General features: G+C 59.7%; 18 protein-coding genes. 7 read left to right on the top strand and 11 right to left on the bottom strand.

Annotation, left to right across the window (positions count from 1 at the left end; translation table 11 throughout):
* The first annotated feature begins 108 nt into the window (after window positions 1-108).
* Window positions 109-1,932, top strand: coding sequence for a molecular chaperone HtpG (gene htpG / locus AUC43_RS04370; RefSeq protein WP_068190343.1), 1,824 nt, complete (start codon window positions 109-111; stop codon window positions 1,930-1,932).
* 298 nt (window positions 1,933-2,230) lie between these two features.
* On the opposite strand, the gene AUC43_RS04365 is transcribed toward htpG, so the two are convergent.
* Window positions 2,231-3,145, bottom strand: a complete 915-nt coding sequence (locus AUC43_RS04365; protein ID WP_082684900.1) for a class I SAM-dependent methyltransferase — start codon at window positions 3,143-3,145, stop codon at window positions 2,231-2,233.
* 113 nt (window positions 3,146-3,258) lie between these two features.
* On the opposite strand from AUC43_RS04365, the gene AUC43_RS04360 reads away from it, so the two are divergent.
* Entirely contained in the window at window positions 3,259-4,236 is a 978-nt protein-coding gene (locus AUC43_RS04360) for a YpdA family putative bacillithiol disulfide reductase (protein WP_068190338.1), read from the top strand.
* Window positions 4,237-4,343: 107 nt separating this feature from the next.
* On the opposite strand, the gene AUC43_RS04355 is transcribed toward AUC43_RS04360, so the two are convergent.
* A complete protein-coding gene (locus tag AUC43_RS04355) occupies window positions 4,344-5,744 on the bottom strand; it encodes an SGNH/GDSL hydrolase family protein (RefSeq protein ID WP_068190336.1) in 1,401 nt (466 codons plus the stop codon).
* Between the two features lie 31 nt (window positions 5,745-5,775).
* Window positions 5,776-7,086 carry an OmpP1/FadL family transporter gene (locus AUC43_RS04350; protein WP_068190334.1) on the bottom strand — a complete coding sequence of 437 codons (1,311 nt, stop codon included), beginning with the start codon at window positions 7,084-7,086 and terminating at the stop codon, window positions 5,776-5,778.
* A gap of 149 nt (window positions 7,087-7,235) precedes the next feature.
* On the opposite strand from AUC43_RS04350, the gene lptB reads away from it, so the two are divergent.
* From lptB to AUC43_RS04335, 3 genes are all read left to right on the top strand, one after another.
* Window positions 7,236-7,967, top strand: a complete 732-nt coding sequence (gene lptB, locus AUC43_RS04345; protein ID WP_068198208.1) for an LPS export ABC transporter ATP-binding protein — start codon at window positions 7,236-7,238, stop codon at window positions 7,965-7,967.
* A gap of 100 nt (window positions 7,968-8,067) precedes the next feature.
* Complete coding sequence (locus tag AUC43_RS04340; RefSeq protein WP_068190332.1) at window positions 8,068-9,618, top strand: GH3 auxin-responsive promoter family protein; 1,551 nt, start codon at window positions 8,068-8,070, stop codon at window positions 9,616-9,618.
* A 131-nt stretch (window positions 9,619-9,749) separates the two neighbouring features.
* Window positions 9,750-9,950, top strand: coding sequence for a hypothetical protein (locus AUC43_RS04335; RefSeq protein ID WP_068190330.1), 201 nt, complete (start codon window positions 9,750-9,752; stop codon window positions 9,948-9,950).
* Between the two features lie 69 nt (window positions 9,951-10,019).
* Here AUC43_RS04335 and AUC43_RS04330 read toward each other — a convergent pair whose 3' ends face one another.
* On the bottom strand, window positions 10,020-10,802 hold the full coding sequence (locus tag AUC43_RS04330; protein WP_068190328.1) for a TIGR00266 family protein: 783 nt from the start codon (window positions 10,800-10,802) through the stop codon (window positions 10,020-10,022).
* 483 nt (window positions 10,803-11,285) lie between these two features.
* Here AUC43_RS04330 and AUC43_RS04320 point away from each other — a divergent pair, with 483 nt between their 5' ends.
* Window positions 11,286-11,549, top strand: coding sequence for a toxin-antitoxin system YwqK family antitoxin (locus AUC43_RS04320; RefSeq protein ID WP_068190324.1), 264 nt, complete (start codon window positions 11,286-11,288; stop codon window positions 11,547-11,549).
* A 27-nt stretch (window positions 11,550-11,576) separates the two neighbouring features.
* On the opposite strand, the gene AUC43_RS04315 is transcribed toward AUC43_RS04320, so the two are convergent.
* From AUC43_RS04315 to AUC43_RS04290, 6 genes are all read right to left on the bottom strand, one after another.
* Entirely contained in the window at window positions 11,577-11,969 is a 393-nt protein-coding gene (locus AUC43_RS04315) for a hypothetical protein (RefSeq protein ID WP_068190322.1), read from the bottom strand.
* Between the two features lie 161 nt (window positions 11,970-12,130).
* The gene (locus AUC43_RS04310; protein ID WP_157780923.1) at window positions 12,131-12,931 is read right to left on the bottom strand and encodes a T9SS type A sorting domain-containing protein; all 801 of its coding nucleotides are present in this window, start codon (window positions 12,929-12,931) and stop codon (window positions 12,131-12,133) included.
* A gap of 1,456 nt (window positions 12,932-14,387) precedes the next feature.
* Window positions 14,388-15,929, bottom strand: a complete 1,542-nt coding sequence (gltX, locus tag AUC43_RS04305) for a glutamate--tRNA ligase (protein ID WP_068190318.1) — start codon at window positions 15,927-15,929, stop codon at window positions 14,388-14,390.
* A 130-nt stretch (window positions 15,930-16,059) separates the two neighbouring features.
* Window positions 16,060-17,355, bottom strand: a complete 1,296-nt coding sequence (locus AUC43_RS04300; RefSeq protein WP_068198204.1) for an erythromycin esterase family protein — start codon at window positions 17,353-17,355, stop codon at window positions 16,060-16,062.
* Between the two features lie 204 nt (window positions 17,356-17,559).
* Entirely contained in the window at window positions 17,560-17,751 is a 192-nt protein-coding gene (locus AUC43_RS04295; protein WP_068190317.1) for a hypothetical protein, read from the bottom strand.
* Between the two features lie 60 nt (window positions 17,752-17,811).
* Window positions 17,812-18,195 (bottom strand): RidA family protein, encoded by a 384-nt coding sequence (locus tag AUC43_RS04290; RefSeq protein ID WP_068190315.1) that lies wholly within the window; start codon window positions 18,193-18,195, stop codon window positions 17,812-17,814.
* A 49-nt stretch (window positions 18,196-18,244) separates the two neighbouring features.
* On the opposite strand from AUC43_RS04290, the gene AUC43_RS04285 reads away from it, so the two are divergent.
* Window positions 18,245-18,934 (top strand): 3-hydroxyacyl-CoA dehydrogenase family protein, encoded by a 690-nt coding sequence (locus tag AUC43_RS04285; protein WP_068190312.1) that lies wholly within the window; start codon window positions 18,245-18,247, stop codon window positions 18,932-18,934.
* A gap of 65 nt (window positions 18,935-18,999) precedes the next feature.
* On the opposite strand, the gene AUC43_RS04280 is transcribed toward AUC43_RS04285, so the two are convergent.
* Window positions 19,000-20,472 carry a DUF6056 family protein gene (locus AUC43_RS04280; RefSeq protein ID WP_068190310.1) on the bottom strand — a complete coding sequence of 491 codons (1,473 nt, stop codon included), beginning with the start codon at window positions 20,470-20,472 and terminating at the stop codon, window positions 19,000-19,002.
* Window positions 20,473-20,489: the final 17 nt, after the last annotated feature.

The raw sequence follows: 20,489 nt of genomic DNA, 5'->3' as shown, positions 1-20,489 counted from the left end.
ACAGCCCTGCCTCCCTTGGAACGCCCTTTGAAAGCCGCTCGGACTGCGGCCCGCGGCCCTGTGCCCGGCCATTCCGTCTGCAATCCACCGTTTCCCTATTTCCATACCATGCAAGAAACCGGCTCCATCTCCATCCACACCGAGAACATCTTCCCCATCATCAAGAAGTTCTTGTATTCCGACCACGAGATTTTCCTGCGGGAATTGGTCAGCAACGCCGTCGACGCCACCCAAAAGCTAAAGAGCCTGGCCCAGCTCGGCGAATACAAAGGCGACCTGGGCGAGTTGAAAGTGCGCGTGACCTTGGACAAAGAGGCCCGCAAAATCACGATTTCTGACCAGGGCCTGGGCATGACGGCCGAGGAAATTAAGAAGTACATCAACCAGATTGCCTTCTCCGGGGCCACCGAGTTTGTGGAGAAGTACAAGGACAAGGACGCCGCCACCAAAGACCAAATTATCGGGCAGTTCGGCCTGGGCTTCTACTCGGCCTTTATGGTGGCCGACAACGTGGAAATCTACTCGAAGAGCTTCCAGGAAGGCACCGAAGCCGCGCACTGGATATGCGACGGCAGCACCTCCTTCACGCTGGAAACCACCGACAAAGCCGAGCGCGGCACTGACGTGGTGCTGCATGTAGCCGACGACTCGGACGAGTTTTTGGAGCCGGCCCGTCTGCGCACCATCCTCACCAAGTACTGCAAGTTCCTGCCCATTCCGATTGAGTTCGAGGGCGAGGTCATCAACCAAACCACGCCCATCTGGACCAAGCAGCCCTCGGAGCTGACCGACGAGGACTACAAGAAATTCTACCAGGAGCTCTACCCGATGAGCCTGGACGAACCCCTGTTCTGGATTCACCTGAACGTGGACTACCCCTTCAACCTGACGGGCATTCTGTACTTCCCCAAAGTGAAGGACGAGCTGCAGTTTCAGCGCAACAAAATTCAGCTCTACTCGCGCCAAGTTTTCATCACCGACGAGGTGAAGGACGTGGTGCCCGAGTTCCTGATGCTGCTGCACGGCGTGATTGACTCGCCCGATATTCCGCTGAACGTATCGCGCAGCTTCCTGCAGGCCGACGCCGCGGTGCGCAAAATCAACACCTACATCACCAAGAAAGTAGCTGATAAGCTCAACGACCTGTTCAAGAAGGACCGGGCCGGCTACGAGGAGAAGTGGAACGACATCGGCTTGTTTGTGAAGTACGGCATGCTCTCGGACGAGAAGTTCTACGAGAAGGCCAAGGACTTCGTGCTGCTCAAGAACGTGGACGGCAAGCTGTTTACCCTGACCGAGTACACTGAGCATATCCAGGCCAACCAGCAGGACAAAGACGGCAACACCGTGGTGCTCTACACCAACGACGCCGAGCACCAGCACAGCTTCGTGGCGGCCGCCCAGGAGCGCGGCTACGACGTGCTCAACTTCGACCAGGTGCTCGATCCGCACTTCGTGGGCCAGCTCGAGCAGAAACTGGAGAAAACCAGCTTCAAGCGTGTGGATGCCGACACCGTGAGCAAGCTCATCGAGAAGGACCACACCACCGAGAGCGTGCTGAGCGAGGACGACCAGAAGAAGCTGGAGGAGACGTTCAAAACGGCCATCGCCAACGACACCATGCACGTGAAAGTGGCGGCCCTCTCGCCCCAGGACGCCCCGGTTATCATCACCCAAAACGAGTTTATGCGCCGCATGAAGGACATGCAGCGCACCGGCGGCGGGGGCGGCATGCAGATGTTCGGCGCCTTCCCCGATTCGTACGACGTGACCGTGAACGCCAACCACCCGGTAGCCCAGAAGGTGCTGGCCACCGACGGCAACGGCGAGAAGCTGGCCAAGCAAGCCTTCGACCTAGCGCTGCTGGCTCAAGGCATGCTGAAAGGTGAGGCCCTGACGCAGTTTGTGAAGCGCAGCACCGAATTGCTGTAAAGTACTGCACCGGCGGAACCTCACCCCCGGCCCCTCTCCAAAAGAGAGGGGAGCCTAATTGTCATTGCGAGGAGGCACGACTAAGCAATCCGTCTTGGTCTCAGCGACTAGCTTAATAATGTGATAAGCCCCGGCTCTACTGAAGAGTCGGGGCTTTTTGCTTTGAAAAGGGCTTGTTACAACTCAGGGCTCGTCGCAGGGAGAGGACGGATTGCCGCGTTCCGCTGCGCTCCACTCGCAATGACAGGCGGCGTCAAGCTCCCCTTTCTTTTGGAGAGGGGCCGGGGGTGAGGTTCCGCTACTTCACGTTCCGCGCCACCACAAACATCCGGTCGCCAAACCGGCCCGTCAGCTTGTTCAAGTAGTAAGTCGGGTATTGCCCAGCCAGCTTGCTCACCTTCTCTACCACGCTGCCACCCAGACGAATATACTTCGGCGGCTTCACCGGGTTCAGCAGCTCCACTACTTCGAAGCCTTGCTTCTTGAGCATCTTGGTGATGGTGGCCGGCGTGAACTCGAACAGGTGATAGGGCGGGATGTCCATCTTGCGCTCCTTGCCCAGCACGCCGTAGGCCGCGAATCCCAGGCGCACGGTGGGCAAGTTGAGGGTAGCCGGCAAGGCCAGCACCAGCAGCCCGCCCGGCTCCAGGATGCGGTGGAACTTGGCCAGCGTGGCGGCTGGCGAGAGCAGGTGCTCGAGCACGTCGCCCATGTAGGCGAGGTCGAACTGGTTTTCGTGGAAGTCCTCGGTGGTTTCGATGTTGCCGGTTACCACGGGCAGGTTGAGCTCGCGGCGGGCAAAGTCGGCGGCGTGCTCGGAGATTTCCAGGCCGTGCGCTTCCCAGCCCAATTTCTCCAGGCTTTTGAGGGTGTAGCCGGGGCCGCAGCCCACGTCGAGGTAGCGGAACTTGCGGCCAGGGTACTTGGCCAGCATGTAGTTGGTGAACTTGTCGGGCCGAACCTGGTTTAGAGCGTCCTGCTTCTGGCCTTCTTCGATGAACACGACGTCCTGCTGCGTGCGGTCGTAGTTGGGCCGCTCGGTGAAGTAATCCTTGCCGTACAGTCGCTCCAGCTGCGCCGGTGTAGGTTGGGGGTCTAGAAACATCAGGTCGCAACTGCGGCACTGGGTGCCTTGTAGCTTTTGGCCTTCAAATTCGTAGTAAAAGGGCAGCTTTTTAAAATCGGAGCCGCCGCACAAGTTACAGGTACGCATGGTACAAATGTAGGGGTGGGGCTTGTCCCCGCCCGGGCCTTTGCGCCAGTTGCACCGTTAATCAACGCTTATCGTTCAACTACGGGCGGGGACAAGCCTCGCCCCTACATCATATGCTCGACGTTCTCATCATTGGTGCCGGCCCCGTGGGCCTGGCCTGCGCCCTCGAAACCCAGCGCCGCGGCCTGCGCACGGCCGTGGTAGAAAAAGGCGCCCTGGTCAATTCCATTATCGGGTACCCCACCAACATGGAGTTTTTCTCCACGCCCGAATTGCTGGAAATCGGCGGATATCCTTTCCCCACCAGCCACTACAAGCCCCTGCGCGAAGACGCCCTCGACTACTACCACCGCGTGGCCGCCACCGAGAAACTTGAGCTGCGTCTGCACGAAAAGGTGCTGGCATTGCAAGGCGAGCAGGGAGACTTCACGGTACAAACCGACAAAGGCGAAATCCGCACCCGCAACGTGGTGGTGGCCACTGGCTTCTACGACCTGCCCAACCTGCTCAACGTGCCCGGCGAAGATCTGCCCCACGTCAGCCACTACTACAAAGAACCGTACGAGCACGTCACCCAGCACGTGGTGGTGGTTGGGGCCAAGAATTCCTCGGCTAAAGCTGCCCTGCAGCTCACCCGGGCCGGCGCCAAGGTCACGCTCATCGTGCGCGGCCCCGCCGTGAGCGACTCCGTGAAGTACTGGATTCGCCCCGACCTCGTCAATCGCATTGCCGAAGGCCGCATCACGGCGCACTTCAACACTACCATCACCGCCATTCGGCCCGATGCGGTAGAGGTGCTCACGCCCGAAGGGCCCCTTACCCTGCCCACCAACTTTGTGTACGCCCTCACCGGCTACCACCCCGACGAGGCCCTGCTCGGCCGCCTCGGCATCGAGCCCAACCCCGACGACGAGGCCTGCGCCCCGCTTTTTGACCCTGCCACCCACCAGACCACCCGGCCGGGCCTGTTCGTGGCCGGTACCGTGTGCGGAGGCCGCGCCACCAGCCGCTGGTTTATTGAGAATGGGCGCCACCACGCGCAGCTCATCGCGGCGCACCTGGCCGCTCAAGTGCCAACTCAACTGGCGTAGGCCGACTGACGCTAGCTCAATTTAGTACTGCTCGCAATGCCCAAAACAAAAGCGCCTTCCCCAGCCGGAGAAGGCGCTTTTGTTAAATAAACTCGTTGTGCGCGAGCTTACTGAGGGAATACTGCGCCGCGATAATCGTTGGCATTCGCCGTGGGCACCGAAGCGCCGTAGGTGGAATTGATAACGCGGATAAACTCGTTGGCTATCAACGCGTAGCCGCGGGGCGTGGGGTGCACGCCATCGAGGCTATAGATGTTGCCGGAAGCGAAGGCTACCGTGTTGTTCACGGCGTTGGTGGTCACGCCCCGCGCCGTAACGTCGCTGAGGAAGGTATTCATATCAGCCAAGGCCACCTTATACTGGCGGGCCGTTTTCGCAATGATGGCATTGAGTTGGTTGGTGCGGTTCAACACCTCGGTTTGCTCAATGGGGTCCAGCACGTACTGGCTGGGAATGGGGGCCGTGGGAGATGCGCCCACCCCTGGGTTGGCCGCGATGTAGGCTTGGGCCGTCAGGGTCAGCAGGTCGGTGGCAGTGGCAACCCGGGCAGCGGTCACAGCGGTGGTGGCCGAGGTCCGGGCCGTCACGTAAATGTTCGCAATGGCCGGGTTCACGGCCTTATACGAGGCCAGTACAGCGCCTACGGTTACGGTGTTGAAGTACGGAGTAGTAGCAACGTTGGGAATGTTGGCGCACACGCCTTTCACCGTGCCACCTTTTGAAATGGTGTTCACAATGTTGCGGTAGCCCCGGCCGAAGCTGGTGGTGTCCGTCAGGCCGCTGAACGGATTGGTGGCCAAATTGCTAGTGCCGCCGGCGTTGGCGTAGGTCAGCACGTCGTTGTTGCCCATCCAGCAGGTGAAAAACGAGGCACTCTTTTGCCCGATGTACGTCACATAGTCTTTGCTGGTACGGTCGGCCGCCGGCAGCAGGCGCTGGTAAAATTCGCTGACGGTGCCGTAGGCCCCTGCGGCGCCGCGGGTAGCCGCGTCAAGCGCTACTGAGCCCGTAGAAGCCGCGGTGCGGTCGGCGCTTAGCACCGAAATGCCCGGCACGCCCAGGTTGTCGGGCTGAGGGCCGGTGTATGATTCTAACTCAGGGCGACCGGAAGGCAAGGTGCTGCCCGTGTAGGCCACCTGCTCGCCCAGGAAGCTGTTGCTGGCCGACGGCAAAACGGGCGTCAATGCCCCGTTCACTACCAGCAGCTTCACGTAGCCCGAGCCGTCTTTGCGGCCGGCCGAGAAGCTGGGCTGCACAAAATTGGCCGGGCCCTTGCCCGTTTTGGCAAATTGCTGAGCCAGGATGGTGGGGTAGGAAGTGGCTTGGGATTCGTTGTAAAGGCCCCCGTCGGCATAGCCGGACGTGAGGGAGTTGCCCACGGCCACGTAGCTGGTAAAGTCAGCCGAACCGGACGACGCGTTCGGTGCCTCAATGTCGGGCTGGCAGCCGGCCAGTCCCAAGCCCAACAAGCCAAGTACGGGTGCCGAACGTTTGATAAACAATTTCATATAAGCAAAGACTTAGATCGAGTGGGAGGGATTAGAATTTGTAGTGCAGGCCGATGCCGGGGATGTACACGTTGGTGCGGTAGGTGCCCGCTATCCGGTCGGTGGTGCCGCTATTGAGCAGGTCCTGCTGGGTCTGGGTCTGCTTGCGGAAGGCCTCAAACATGAACGACGCGTCCACGCCAAGGTGGTCGGTGACCTGGTACGACAAGCCGGCCGTGCCAATGGCGCGGTCTGCATCCGGCGTCTCGGGGCCTACGTAGCCTTCGCGCACGGCCGAGAAGTCATAGGCGGCGCCGGCGCGCACCGCCAGCTTGTCGCTCAACTGGTATTGGCCGCCCAGGCGGAAGGCCAGCGCATCCTGGTAGTAGCGCTTGGAGGTGCTGGTGGTATTGCCGCCCACCAGGCCGCTGTTGGCATCGGTTTCGGTGCCGGCGTTGCCGTTGTTGCCGCTGAACCGGAAGTCCAGGGTGCGGTAAGCGCTCCAGAACGTGAGCGAAGCGTCCACGCCAACGGTTAGTTTCTCGGTGGGGTTGATGCCAATGCCCACGCTGGCCACGGCGGGCAGCGGCAAGGTTGCCGAAAATTTATTGGCTGTAAAGCCGCGGTTGACGGTGGCCGCGCTGGCACCCGTGGGCAACCCGGAGAATGCAACCGAGCCGCTTTCCACGGTGGCGTCAATCTGCGAGCGGTAGCTCAGGCCCGCGCTCAGCTTGTCGGAAGGCTTGAAGTAAATGCCGGCGTTGTAGCCAAACTGCGTTTTGGTTTTGCCGTCGAGGGTGACGTGGCCGGGGCCGGTGGGCAGCGGCAAGTCCTTCTGCAAGTTTACCGAGCCGTGGGCCAGAATCATCAGGCCCGCGCCCACGCTCAGCTGCGGCGTGATGGCGTAGGAAAACGTGGGCTGCACGTACACCGCTTCCAGGTTGATTTCGGTGAGGGCGAAGCGGCCTTCCCACCCTTCGGCGTACTTCAGTTTGCTGCCGTAGGGCGTGTACACGCCCACGCCGAATTTAAATTTCCCCTCCGCGGGGCCGAAGCTGGCGTACACGTTGAAGGGCGTCACGATGCTATTGTCCAGCGAACGCAGCCCGCCGCCGTTCTCGCTGCGGTAGCTGACCCGGCCCAAAGCGGCGTTGACGCCTACCTGCACGCCGTTTTCGCGTACCATGGCCAGGGCGCCGGGGTTGTAAAACATAGCGGCCTGGTCCAGCGACAAGCCCACGCCCACGCCGCCCATGCCAATGTTTTTCTGCCCGCCCAGGTTCACTTGAAAGCCGCTGGCCGACGCAGCCGACGCGCTGACTAGCAGCGTGCCCCCCGCAAGGAGTAGTGTTTTTACCATCATATAAAAAAGAAGAATTAGGTGGGTTTGATTGTGGAGGCTAAAAGTAAGGAAAATTCAAATCATTTGTTAGGCACGCCTACTATTGATTCTTTAGCCCGTGCGATTTGTCCACCCTGCTTGGCTTGGTACAAGCCGCTACCTTTGTGCTTATGATTCTTCGCGCCGACCACCTCATTAAAAAATACAAAGCCCGCACCGTCGTCAACGACATGTCGGTCACGGTAGAGCAGGGGGAAATCGTGGGGCTGCTCGGCCCCAACGGCGCCGGCAAAACCACCTGTTTCTACATGATGGTGGGCATGGTGAAGCCCAACGGCGGCCGCATTTTTCTCGACAGCACCGAGATAACCAACATGCCGATTTACCAGCGGGCGCGGCTGGGCGTGGGCTACCTGGCCCAGGAAGCCAGCGTGTTTCGCGACCTGAGCGTGGAGGAAAACATCATGGCCGTGCTCGAGATGACCAGCATGCCCAAGCCGGCCCGACGCGACAAAGTAGAGGCCCTGCTCGACGAGTTCAGCCTGACCCACGTGCGCAAAAACCTGGGCAAGGTGCTGAGCGGCGGCGAGCGTCGCCGCACCGAAATTGCCCGCGCCCTGGCCGTCGACCCCAAGTTTGTGCTGCTGGACGAGCCCTTTGCCGGCGTCGACCCCATCGCCACCGAAGAAATTCAGGGCATCGTGTCCAAGCTCAAGCACCGCAACATCGGCGTGCTCATCACCGACCACGACGTGAACGCCACCCTCAACATCGTGGACCGCGCCTACCTGCTGTTCGAAGGCAAGCTGCTCAAAGCCGGCACGGCCGAAGAGCTGGCCGGGGACGAAACCGTGCGGCGCGTGTACCTGGGCAAGAATTTCGAATTGAAACGGACCATTTAACTCAATGAGAAATGAAGAATGAGGAGTGAAGAATTAGCTCAACGACCAATTCTTCATTTCTCATTCCTCATTCCTCATTCCTCATTCCTCATTATCCTCTATGCTCGACCAGCTACTTGCAACCGCCGTTCAATGGGGGAGCTTGCCCCGGCTGGCCCTTATTCGGCAGCAGCCGCACGAGGTGCAGGTGCGGGTGCTGCGCCAACTGCTGGACCGGGCGCAGGCCACCGAGTGGGGCCAGCGCTACGGGTTCCGGGAGCGCATGGCGGCGGACGACTTTGCCCGGCGGGTGCCCGTGAGCACCTACGAGCAATTGTACCCGGAGCTGGAAAAGGTATTGCGCGGGCAGCCCAACGTGCTGTGGCCCGGGCGGCCCCGCTGGTTTGCCAAGTCGAGCGGCACCACCAACGCCCGCAGCAAATACATCCCCGTCACGGCCGAGGCGCTGCACGCCTGCCACTACCGCGCCGGCCGCGACATGCTGGCGCTGTCTACGCATTTTTACCCGCAGGAGCGGCTGTTGGCGGGCAAAACGCTGTCGTTGGGCGGGGCGCACCTACCCAATCCCTTTCGGCCGCAGGAGCCGGCCTCCCGCATCGGCGACGTATCGGCCCTCATCATGCAGCAGCTGCCGTGGTGGGCCGAGCAAATGCGCACGCCGCCGCTCGCGCTCGCACTGCTGGACGAGTGGGAGGAGAAAATTGAGCGCATCGCGGCCCACGTCCTCACGCAGGACGTGCGCACCCTGGCCGGCGTGCCCACCTGGATGGTAGTGCTGCTGCGCCGCGTGGTGGCCCTGGCCGGTGCCAACGACATCACGCAGGTGTGGCCCAATTTGCGGTTGTTCCTGCACGGCGCGGTCGCCTTTGGGCCCTACCGGGAGCTGTTTCGCCAGCTGATTCCGGATGTGCGCATGCGCTACCTCGAAATCTACAGCGCCTCCGAAGGCTACTTTGCCCTGCAGGACCAGCCCGATAGCGAAGACCTCCTGCTCCTGCTCGACCACGGCATCTACTACGAGTTTCTGCCCGCCGACCAGTGGGCTGCGCCCGACCCGCGCCCCGTGCCCCTGGCCGCGGTGGAGCTGCACCGGCCCTATGCCCTGGTCATCAGCACCAACGCGGGGCTGTGGCGCTACCTCGTGGGCGACACCGTTCGCTTTACCTCCCTGGCGCCGTATCGGGTGCGCATCACGGGGCGTACTAAGCACTTTCTCAATGCCTTCGGCGAAGAAGTGGTCATCGAAAATGCCGAAGCCGCCGTGGCCGCCGCCAGCCGGGCCACCGGCGCGGCCGTGCGCGACTTCACCGCCGCGCCCGTGTGGTTTGCCGTGGATAGCGCGTCGTCGCGCGGAGGCCACGAATGGGTAATTGAATTTGCCTCCGATGCTTGCCTTCCGGACCTAGTCAAGTTCGGCGCCGTTTTGGATGCCACGCTGTGCGAGCTGAACTCCGACTACGCCGCCAAGCGCGACCGCAGCCTAGCCCTGGCGCCGCCCCGGCTGCGCGCCGTGCCCGCCGGCACATTCGAGGCGTGGCTGGCCAGCCAGGGCAAGCTGGGGGGGCAGCACAAAGTGCCACGTTTGCTCAACTCCCGCGCGGTGCTGGAGGCCGTGCTGCAGTCGGCGGAAGCTGCAACCAAGCAGGCCTAACACTCACTTCCCCAACGGATAGCCGCCCTGGAGGATAAAAAGGCACTCCATTAGCCAAAAAATATATTTGACTGAACAGTTGCGGCTTTATTTGGAGAATACTTAGTAATATTACGGTAATATTCCCGCCTATGTCCTACACTGCTACTGCACCTGCTTCGAAGAAATCGGCTTATCAGCGGCCGTACAAATCCCGCCACCAGCGCCGCGAAACCGACCGGCGCAAGAGCGACGAAGCCAGCGATTATAAGTTCTTAATTCGGGTAGGCGTGGCCATTGGCCTCGTGGTGGCGCTGGCCTTGGGCATTGCTGCCAAAGGCATGGTAGGCTAAGGCGTCGCCGACGTAAACCAGCTCAATTTGATGAAGCCTCAGCTGCTGAGGCTTCATCAGCTGCGCCGCTTATTCGTCCATTAAGCTGCCCATTAGGCCGCCCAGTACGCTGCCGCTTTCTTTTTGCGCGTTGCTGCCGCCCGGGGCCAGGGCGCGGATGAGTTTTTTGACCGGCATGGATTGTATCCACACCCGGCCGGTGCCGCGCATGGTGGCCAGGAGCAGCCCCTCGCCGCCAAAAATCATCGATTTCAACCCGCCCGCCCGGGCCACGCTGAAGTCGATGCTGGGCTCGAACGCCACCACGCAGCCGGTATCGACGCGGAGCAGCTCGTTGTTCAGTTTTTTCTCGATGATAGTGCCGCCGGCGTGCACGAAGGCCTTGCCGTCGCCGGTGAGCTTTTGCAGGATAAAGCCCTCGCCGCCGAACAGCCCGGCTCCGAACTTCTGGTTGAAGTGCAGGCTGATTTTGGTGCCCCGCGCCGCCGCCAAAAAGCCGTCTTTCTGCACGATGAGGCCGTTGGGCATGTCGCCCAGGTTGATGGGGATGATGGTGCCGGGGTAGGGGGCCGAGAAGGCCACGCGGCTCTTGCCGTAGCCGCCACGGTGCGTGAAGTGCGTGAGAAACAGCGACTCGCCCGTAATAAGCCGGGTGCCGGCCGAGAACAGCTTGCCCATCAGGCCCTGGTCGGGCTCCGAGCCATCGCCCATCTTGGTTTCGAAGGCAATGCCTTCTTCCATGTACACCATGGCCCCGGCCTCGGCAATCACGGTTTCGTTGGGGTCCAGCTCAATTTCGAGTACCTGAATGTCGGAGCCGAGGATGCGGAAGTCAACGTCGTGAGAAAGCATAGGGAGCAGAAAAGAGGGTTGGGATGGCCAAAGGTAAAAGCGTTGGGCCATTCTATAGCATTTCTTCTATTGGCCTCTCGAAGGCCACAATAATTTGGGGAAGCAGCGTTGGGTAATTATCTTAAACTAAATTTATAGTTAAGCCTAACCACTTCTACTCATGCGTCTTCAGGTGTTTCTGTTGCTCGTCTGCTCGGTACTGCTGAGCGCCTGCGCGGCTAACAACGGGCCGCGCGGCTTTTGGAAGCCGAACCGTTACGACCGCAACAGCTTGGCCAAAGGGCGCTGGCGCACGTACTACGACGCCGAGGGTAAACAGCCCTTTACGACGGGCAAGTACCGGCACGGCCGCCCCGTGGGCACCTTCCGCTACTTTGACCCCACCGGGGCCCTCGACCACTCCGAGCGCTACGGCCAGGACGGCCTGTGCGAAGTAACGTACTGGCACCCCAGCGGCCAAGTAGCGCGCCGCGGCCATGCGCAGTGGGTCACAGGGAAAAAGGAGCCCGCTTTTATGGGTACGGGCCCTGGACGAGCTTCGACGAGAACGGCCAAATCACGTCCATCCAAACCTATACCAATGGCACCATCAGCCGCGCCGAAACCTATCAATTGGGCAAGTTGACCAAGGTAGAAACCTACGCCGGTAATCAGCTAAACCGGGTAGAGCTGTACCACAATGGCTTGCTAATCAAAGTGGAGACCTTCGAAAACGGACGCCGCACCGGCTCGTCGCTCACGCTGTAGCCCGCGGTTGGGCTACCGCCGGTTGAGCTATTCGTCGGGCGGCAGGTCGGCGCGGGTTTCGGCCGCGGCAGCATCGGGGTCCAGGGGGGCTTTCTTGCGCTTGGCTTCCCGGCTGGTGCGCTTCATGAAGTCTTCCTCGGTCTCTTCGGGCTCGGGGGCGTGCTCGGCATCGGCAATGGGAAAAGCTTCGTCCTCGGTTTCGCCTTCCCCGGGCTTTTCCCCAAACTGCCCGGCGCGGTCCACCAGCTTCTTGTCGCGCACGTGGCGCCCCAGAAACTGGTTTATTTGCTCGATGCTGTAGTTGGAGGTGATTTCTCCCAGCGGATTCACCCCGATTTCAAAGCCTTCCAACTCTTTATGGACGCGGGCTTTCTTGTCGGGGTCAGTTTTTTGCTTGGGCTTGACAGGTTTCTTGGCCATGGTGAGGAAGGGTTGATGCGGTGTCTTACACAAGCACTCTCTACGCGAATAAGCGTCGGCAGTTTGTGTGCCGCCCCAAATGATGGAGCAAAAAAGGCCGGCCACTGCCCAGCCTTTTTGCGCCGCGTAGCGGCCCCATCTCAGCTGCTTGGGCGAAACGCTTAATTTATTCCAGTAAGAAATTGCCGAACCGTAAAGCGACCCTGCTCAGTTATTAATGTGAAGAAATACACGCCCGTTGGCAAGTTTGGGAGCCCCACAGCTGTGCGCGCCGGGCTCAGGGCTTGCGTAAATATGGGACGGCCCAGCATGTCCAGCACCACGAAACGGCTATTGTCGTCTACCGGGCCCTGTACAGTGAAGTGCCGGGGCGAAGCCGAGCGCACCAGCCAGTCGCCCGCCGCCTGCTCCGAAGGCAGGGCCACCACTGGAGAATAGGCGGCCTGCCCGTTGTGGTCGACTTGCTGGAGACGGTAGTAAGTAATTGATGCCTGCGGGCGCTGGTCGGTGAATGCATAAGCCCGGGGCGTCGACGATTCGCCGGCACCCGTTACCTGGGCCAATTTTACGAAGGCGCTGCCATCGGTCGACCGCTCCACGGCAAAGTAAGCGTTGTTGTGCTCGCTGGCCGTATTCCAGCTCAGCAGTGCTATGCTTCCCTGGCGGCGGGCCGAAAAAGCCGCCAGCTGGACGGGCAGTGGGTTGGAAAGGGTAACCACGACGCTATTGGAGGCCGAGCACGCACCAGCAGTGGCCGTCACGGTGAAGGTGTAGGACGACTGGGGGCCGGGAACCGATGTTGTGAGCGTGGCGCCCGCCGCGTAGGTTTGGCCCGTGTCGTTGCTTGTCCACTGAAAGGTTGCGCCGGGGTAATTAGATGAGGCAGTGAGCGTGAAGGGTGTGTTGCGCGTGGTAGTAAGCGAGGTTGGGCTAACCGTAACAACCGGGGCGGTTATCGTCACCGGAATACTTGTCGAAGCAGTGCTTGCGCAGCCAGAAGGGTTATTCGTCGTTACCGTGTAGGTCGTAGAACTGGCAGGCGTAACTGTAGCCGTAGTGGGCGAGCTGTTGGGAATGGCATTACCATTGCTATCTTTAAAAGTAAAAATAGTTCCGGCGATGTTGCTGGCTGCGGAAAGTATCACTGCCGTGCCCGGGCAAATCAACCCCGAAGGGCTGCTCGAAGCCGTCAGCGTGGGTGTAATAACCGTGATTTGCTGCTGCGTGTTGGGCCCACAACTCGTTTGTGCCGAAACCTTGTATGTGGTTGTGGCAGTGGGAAATACTGTTATGGAACCAGTCGTACTAGTTTGAGAGAAGCCGCCGGGGGCCGTAAAAGTGTAGGCAGTACCGGCGGTAGCGCCGGTCGCCGTCAGCGTTACGCCATCACCCGAGCACACCGATGTAGCCGACGAAGCCAGCGTCAGCGTTGGCGCGAGCGTCAGCGTGAAGATTTCCGGCTTGTTATTCTGGCAGGCGATGTAGCTGCTTAACGTATAAGTAATCGGTGTATCAGAGGCAGTAACATCGAATGTGACGGATGTTCCCGCAGGTATTAATTTTGCGATAGAAGTATTGTCAACGTCATTCGTCAGGGTAACGGTGCTGGAGGCTTGCGAATAGACTGTTATGACCTGCGCGGTAGAAGAGCCGATGGGAGGTGGGCAATAGGTCCCCGTTGCAACGCCAGAACCATTGTTTGTGGAGGTAGTAGTGGTACTGCTGCCCGAAGGGTAAGTGAAATTGTAGCGTCCGGAGCATTGGCTATATCCAGCAAACGGCAGACTAATGAAAAGAGCGAAAAGGAGAGTAAAGAATTTCCTCATGGGGTTGAAAGGTTTTTATTGCGTGTTAAACTATTATTATCCTTTTTTCTGCCGCGGCAGCATCCGGGCTTAATTAGTCGGGGTAGTGAGTGGAGGAAGCTTTTGTAACAAGCTGTCGGTTTTTAAAATATAACTATAGTAATAATTAATGAGGAAAACCTAAACTTTTTACAAAGTAAAGATAAGTACTGCGGAGGTAAAATTTGTATTAGCGAACATTGCATTGAATTTTATTTCAAAATAAGCTATTCCATAATCTAAAGAATTATATCCAGGAAGGCGTATAGCCCACGCCTTGCCTGAGCCTATTTTGTGGAATTCGCGGTGATTCTGCACAAAAAGTGGGGCCTGCCTTTGAGGGCCTCAAATTTTCCTTAGTCAAAATGCGTGCTTGGTTAAAGCCTTGTGGTTGTTTGCCAGACCCCGTCTGGAATGAGGCTAAATGGAAGCTTACCGGTGTTGGAATTTTCAAGGAAAGAAGCGCTGCCTTACGGGTTTATAAAATATTGAAAATCAGGGTATGCTTTGTGAAAAACACAAAAAAGCCCTGGACTTTAGTCCAGGGCTTTTTTGTGTTTTGCTGAATTGCCGGCTAGCCCAACTTGGCTACCGCAGCGCGCAGGCGCACGGCCACTTCGCCAGTGCCCAGAATAGCGAGGGTTTCGAACAAGTCGGGTCCGGCGCCGGCGCCGGTCACGGCTACGCGGAGGGCCTGCAGCACCTGCCCAGGCTTGAGGCCCTGGGTTTCCATCGTTTGGTTGAACAGTGCTTTGAGGCCTTCGGCGGTGGCCTCGGCAGTGCCGGCCAGGGCCTCGGCATAGGCCGTGAGGGCGGCGGCTACCTGCGGGTTCCACTTCTTGCTGATGACCTGCTCGTCGTAGCTATCCGGGGCCTGGAAGAAGTATTTGGCCTCCTGCCAGAAGTCTTTGGGGAAGCTCACCCGCTCCTTCATCACGCTCACAATTTGCTCGGCCTTGGCCTGGTCGCAGGCAATGCCATGCTCGGCCAGGGCCGTGAGCAGGTAGGACGCCAGCTCCGCGTCGGACTTGGCGCGCAGGTAGTGCTCATTGTACCACTTCACCTTGTTCTGGTCGAAGCGGGCCGGCGACTTGCTCACCCGCTCGATGCTGAAGGACGCAATCAGCTCGTCCATCGAGAAAATCTCCTGCTGCGAGCCGGGGTTCCAGCCCAGGAAAGCCAGGAAGTTGATGAAGGCTTCGGGCAGGTAGCCGTCTTCGCGGTAGCCGCGGCTCACGGTGGGCTCGCCGGTTTCGCCGTCGAGGCCGTGCCATTCCAATGGGAATACCGGGAATCCCAGCTTGTCGCCGTCGCGCTTGCTGAGCTTGCCGGTGCCGTCGGGCTTGAGCAGCAGCGGCAGGTGGGCAAACTGCGGCATGGTGCTTTCCCAGCCCAGGTAGCGGTACAGCAGCACGTGTAGCGGCGCCGAGGGCAGCCATTCTTCGCCGCGGATGACGTGCGAAATTTCCATCAAATGGTCATCCACGATGTTGGCCAAGTGGTAGGTCGGCATGCCGTCCGACTTCATCAGCACCTTGTCGTCAATGGCTGAGGAATGCACCACCACCCAGCCCCGAATCAGGTCCTGGAACCGCACTTCTTCCTTGCGCGGCACCTTCAGGCGAATCACGTATTGCGCGCCGCTGTCGAGCAGCTGCTTCACCTCGTCCTCGGGCAGGGTGAGGGAGTTGCGCATTTGGGCGCGTGTGATGCTGTTGTACTGCGGGTTGGGCACCTTGGCGGCCTGCAGGCGGGCGCGCATGGTGTCGAGCTCCTCGGGCGTGTCGAAGGCATAGTAGGCGTGGCCGCTGGCAATGAGCTGGTCGGCGTACTGCTTGTACATGGGCTTGCGCTCGCTCTGGCGGTAGGGCGCGTGCGGGCCGCCGGGGCCCACGCCTTCGTCAATCACGACGCCGCACCAGGCCAGGGCTTCCAGAATGTAATTCTCGGCGCCGGGCACGAAGCGGTTCTGGTCGGTATCCTCGATGCGGAGCAACATCTTGCCGCCGAGCTTGCGGGCCAACAAATAGTTGTAAAGTGCCGTGCGGACCCCACCAATGTGCAGCGGCCCCGTGGGCGACGGTGCAAAACGCACCCGAACTTCTCTCTCAGTCATAACGCAAAAAAAGCGCGCTCCGTAGGCCGAAGCGCGCCGCAAAGGTAACGCCAGTAGTGAGTAGCGCGAAGCACGGCGTCACGAACCGTTTCGGGCTGTTGCCGGGAGGGCGCATAACCCCCGAGAGGCCTTACTCGCCCCACGGGTACAGGTCTGGTGGCCCTTTTTCCTCGGGATGAATCGCCAGCGGGTGCAGCGCCTTGGTGTGATCCAGGAATAGAAAGGCGTCGTAGCGTTCGGGAATGACCGAGGGCACGTAGTTGCCAAACTGCTCAAGTTGGGGCCGGTACACCACGCCAATGGCCCGGTGGCCCTGCGACTGCCGCAGCCCCGTTTCCTGCTTTAGTTCTGATGAAAGCAGCAGGCCGTTGGCTCCTTTCAGCTGGCGGTGCAATTGCTCTTCCCAGGAGTTGCGGATGGCGGCCGGTACCGGCATGTTTTCGAGCGGCGCCCCCCAGGCCTTGCCCGCTACCACGCTGCCCTGGTAGGAGCCAAAGCCGACGCTGAATACCTGCTCGCGGCCCAGTTGCTCGCGGGTCAGTTGGCCGATGTTCACCATGTCTTCGCGGCGCATGTCGGTGTAGCGGGCATCGCCGATGTGCGTATTGTGGGCCCAAATGATGGCCTTGCTGTTGGGCCCGTGCAGGTGGAGCAGGCGGGTCAGGGTTTCCATCATGTGCGTGTCGCGCACGTTCCAGGAGGCGCCGCCGCCGCGTATCATCGCCTTGTAGTAGCGCTCGGCGTTCACGGCCACCAAGGCATTCTGTTCGGCCCCGAAGGCTTGCTCGCGTTCGGGCAGGTTGGCGGGCTGGCGCTCTTGTGCTTGGTGGCGCAAGGCCCTGAGCACCGCAATTACTTCGTCCTGGCAGTCTTCCGACACGAAAGCGACGGCCCGGGCGTATTCCTGCGGGTCGGTGCTGTAGGGCTCAAAGCAGCGAAAGGCGCGGCGCGCGGCGGTAACGGCCCCATCGCCTTGCTTCTCCACGTAGTGGAGCACAGCTTCCAACGACTCCCAGAGGCTGTACACATCCAAGCCGTAGAAGCCCACGCGGCGCTCCATGGGCTGGGCCTGGTTGTGGCGGTGCAGCCACTCCACCAGCGCCGCAATTTCCCAGTTGCCCCACATCCAGGTGGGCCAGCGGTTGAAGGTTTGGAGCAGCTTGGCGGCCGAGCCGTGCGCCATCTGCTCCTGCTTAATGGCGGCGTTTACCTCGAAGCAGTCGGGCCAGTCGCCTTCCACGGCAATAAACTGAAACCCCTTCTCTTGAATCAGCCGCTTGCTCAACGCCGTGCGCCAAGTGTAATACTCGTGCGTGCCGTGCGACGCTTCGCCGAGCAATACCACGCGAGCATCGCCGATGGCGGCCAGCAAAGTATCAAGGTCGGCTGGGGAGTGCAGGGGGTGAGTAGGAAGTAGCGAAGCCATGGCCAGAACGAAATGGCGCGGGTGGGTGCCCGCATCCAAACAAGCCGCAATTGTGCTGAGGAAGGGGCTGACCATGACTACGCCCTTAAATGACAATTGGTTAAGGCCGAGCATAACCTATGCTCGGCCTTAACCAATTGTTTATCAGTAATTGCTTCTCAGCGCCAACTGGTGATTTGCGGCACGGTGAATGCTGCTGTGCTCTTAGTCGCGGTTTCTCAATCCAAGCCAGAGCACGAGCCCCACGAGGGTGATGCCGCCTCGAATACCCCAGGCTACTGTCGGGCCCCACTGCTCAATCCACGTAAGAAAGACATAGTGCACGTTGGGGTTGATGAGCGGCAATGCCAGCGAAATCAGTCCAATAATGAGCAAGCCAAGGCCAAGTTCTTTCATGTGACGAGAGAGTGGGTGAGCGGAGCGGGTGTAGAAAGGCGGCTGTACCCGGATTATTTCTTATGCGCCGACGGCAATGCAGGAAATTTCCACGTCCACGTCGCGGGGCAAGCGGCTCACCTCTACCGTTTCGCGGGCTGGGGCCGTGGCATCGTCAAAATAAGACCCGTACACTTGGTTGATGGTGGCGAAGTTGCCCAGGTCTTTCACGAAGATGCTGCACTTCACTACATCGGTCAGGCCCAGGCCGGCGGCGGCCAGTACGGCTGTGAGGTTTTTTAGCACCTGATGGGTTTGCGCGGCTACATCGCCATCAACCAAGAGCCCGGCGGCATCTAGGGGTATCTGGCCCGAAACGTACACGGTATTGCCGGCGCGTACGGCTTGCGAGTAAGGACCAATCGGCGCCGGGGCCTGGTCGGTAAGGATAATCTGGTGGGGCATGAGCGGAAAAGGTTAGGGTATCTTTGGTGCCAAAGTAACAACCGAAACCATGCACATCCTGGTCCTCGACGGCAACCACGTAGAAGCGGAGTTCCGCGCGAAGTTTGGCCCGGCACACATGTACACCTTCCTGGAAACTCCTTCCGACAGTAACGCGACTCCCGCCCAGGATTTTCAGGAACGTGGCCGGGCCGCCGTAGCCGCTGCCAATGTCGTGTTCAACTTCAGTAGCCCAACTTCCCCTTTTCTATTGGCGCGACCAACGGCCTTACCGCTTTTCCAGGAGGCAACCACATCGGCGATGTACTCCCGCCGCCCCCAGCTTTCTGGTTTCGGTTTCTGCGGCTTGCCCACCCTGCTGAACCGTTCTCTGCTGGAGATTACCCTCTCCGACAACGACGATGCCGCCAAGCTAGCCGAAGTGTGCGCGGCCCTTGGCACCGACTACCGCGTGGTGGAAGACCGAGTTGGGCTGGTAACCCCGCGCGTCGTATGCATGATTATAAACGAAGCCTGCTACACCGTGCAGGAGGGCACCGCCACCACGCAAGATGTGGACTTGGGCATGAAGCTAGGCACCAATTACCCCAAAGGCCCTTTCGCCTGGGCTAATGCCATAGGGGTTGAACGGGTCTACGCAGTACTAGAAGCCCTATGGAACGATACCCACGACGAACGCTACAAAATCTGCCCCCTACTGAAGCGGCAGGCGTTGCGCGGGGAGCTCTTTGCAATATAGAGTGGTCGAGAAGGCTCGATTTTGCGCCCTTAAGCATCAACTGCGTCCGGAAACCTTTTCCCGCGTCAATGGGCCGCTACTTCCGAGATGACTTGCTTCGTGCCGAAGTATTGGGCATAACCCTTTAAGAATTCCGGGTTGTCTGTTCCAACTATATCGAAGCTGTACAGTAAGTCAGGCCGGTAGGCTAAGGGTCGGATGGTTACCACCGGGGCTCCACTCTGCAGCGTCTGGTATCGGGCGCGAAGTTCGGCGTCATAGCCGGCGGCTTCGCCGTCCAGCCACTGGCGGTAGGCCCGTATCACGTTGTTGCTGCCCTGGCCCAGCATCGTCGCGCGGGTTTGCACGTTGTAGTCGGCGAAAAAGAAAAGTACTAGCATCGCAGTCCACAGCGGAGCGAGCCGTCCCGTAACCAGCGCCCTAAGTATAGGCGAGGGTAAGCCTGAGCGCGCTTGCCTGCAGCACCACGTCAGTAATACCGCAAACCAACCGAGCAGAAATAAAAGGTACAGCGTTGTGCGGGCTCTCAGGGGTAGCCCCGTGCCGCTTGCATAATAAGCTGGGCAACTCGCCAGCGTCATTAGCCCAGCCAGCCCCATCGCCAGTAGCCCCGCGGGAATCCGCGACAAGCACTGCACTGCCAGCTGGTTACGCTGTTGAGCTATTCTGTCCATCGCGGGAAGCAGCAGCGCGGATAGTGCCAGCAGGACGGGGTTGCCCACCCACGTGAGCAGCAGGTAGCCGGTAGTAGCTGCCGAATAGCACAGCGTTTTCAGAAATCCGAACTGGCCTCCCATGCTCGCGATGCGCGCAAAATTGCCTGGCGCCGAGAACGAAACCAGGCATCCCACCGCCGCCAGTCCGGCCAGCAGCCACACCACCCGTCCCTGTTTCAGACGCCAGCTAGCAAGCGCTGCCATTACCAAGGCCATTAAAAAAGGCAGCGCAACGGGTTCGATTGTGCCCGCTACAGCCAGGGTTAGCGCAACCAACGCCACAAGCCAGCGCCAAGCTCCATTGTTGGACAGGCGAGCTTTCGCATACCGATTCAGCACCACCACCCACAAGAGCAAGAGCCACACTGCCATTATATAAGTGTAAGCTCCCGTAAACCAATACAATCCTTCAGCCTGCCCGGGCGCATAGGCCAACCACAAACTCAGGAAGGATGCTGCTGTTATCCAACCCGCCTTGCCTGTTAGCCCTAATAATTCGCTAAGGCCAAATCGTAACACGAGTAATGTGCCGAAGATAAAAAACAAGGCGACCCACCACCAGTGGCCTTCCAGCCGACTATACAGCAAGGGGTTAAGCAAAGCCAGCAGCACGGTGGTGGTGTAGCGGCCGGTGTGAGTGAGGTAAAAGTGCTTTTGAGCCCGCCAAAACCCCAACTCTTTTACCGTAACTGCATCCAGATAATCATCAAGCGAGGGATGATTATAAAGAGCCAGCCCCACAAAAGGCAACACAACCAAAACTAGCCCAAGCGTAATCAGCAGTGTCCGGTAACGGTGTAGTGCGCGCATGAAAAGACCCATGATACTATTGCTTAAAT

It is taken from the genome of Hymenobacter sedentarius (genome assembly GCF_001507645.1).
Lineage (GTDB): Bacteria > Bacteroidota > Bacteroidia > Cytophagales > Hymenobacteraceae > Hymenobacter > Hymenobacter sedentarius.
Note: the sequence above shows the minus strand (reverse complement) of the source record. Positions and strands in the feature narration are given on the sequence as shown.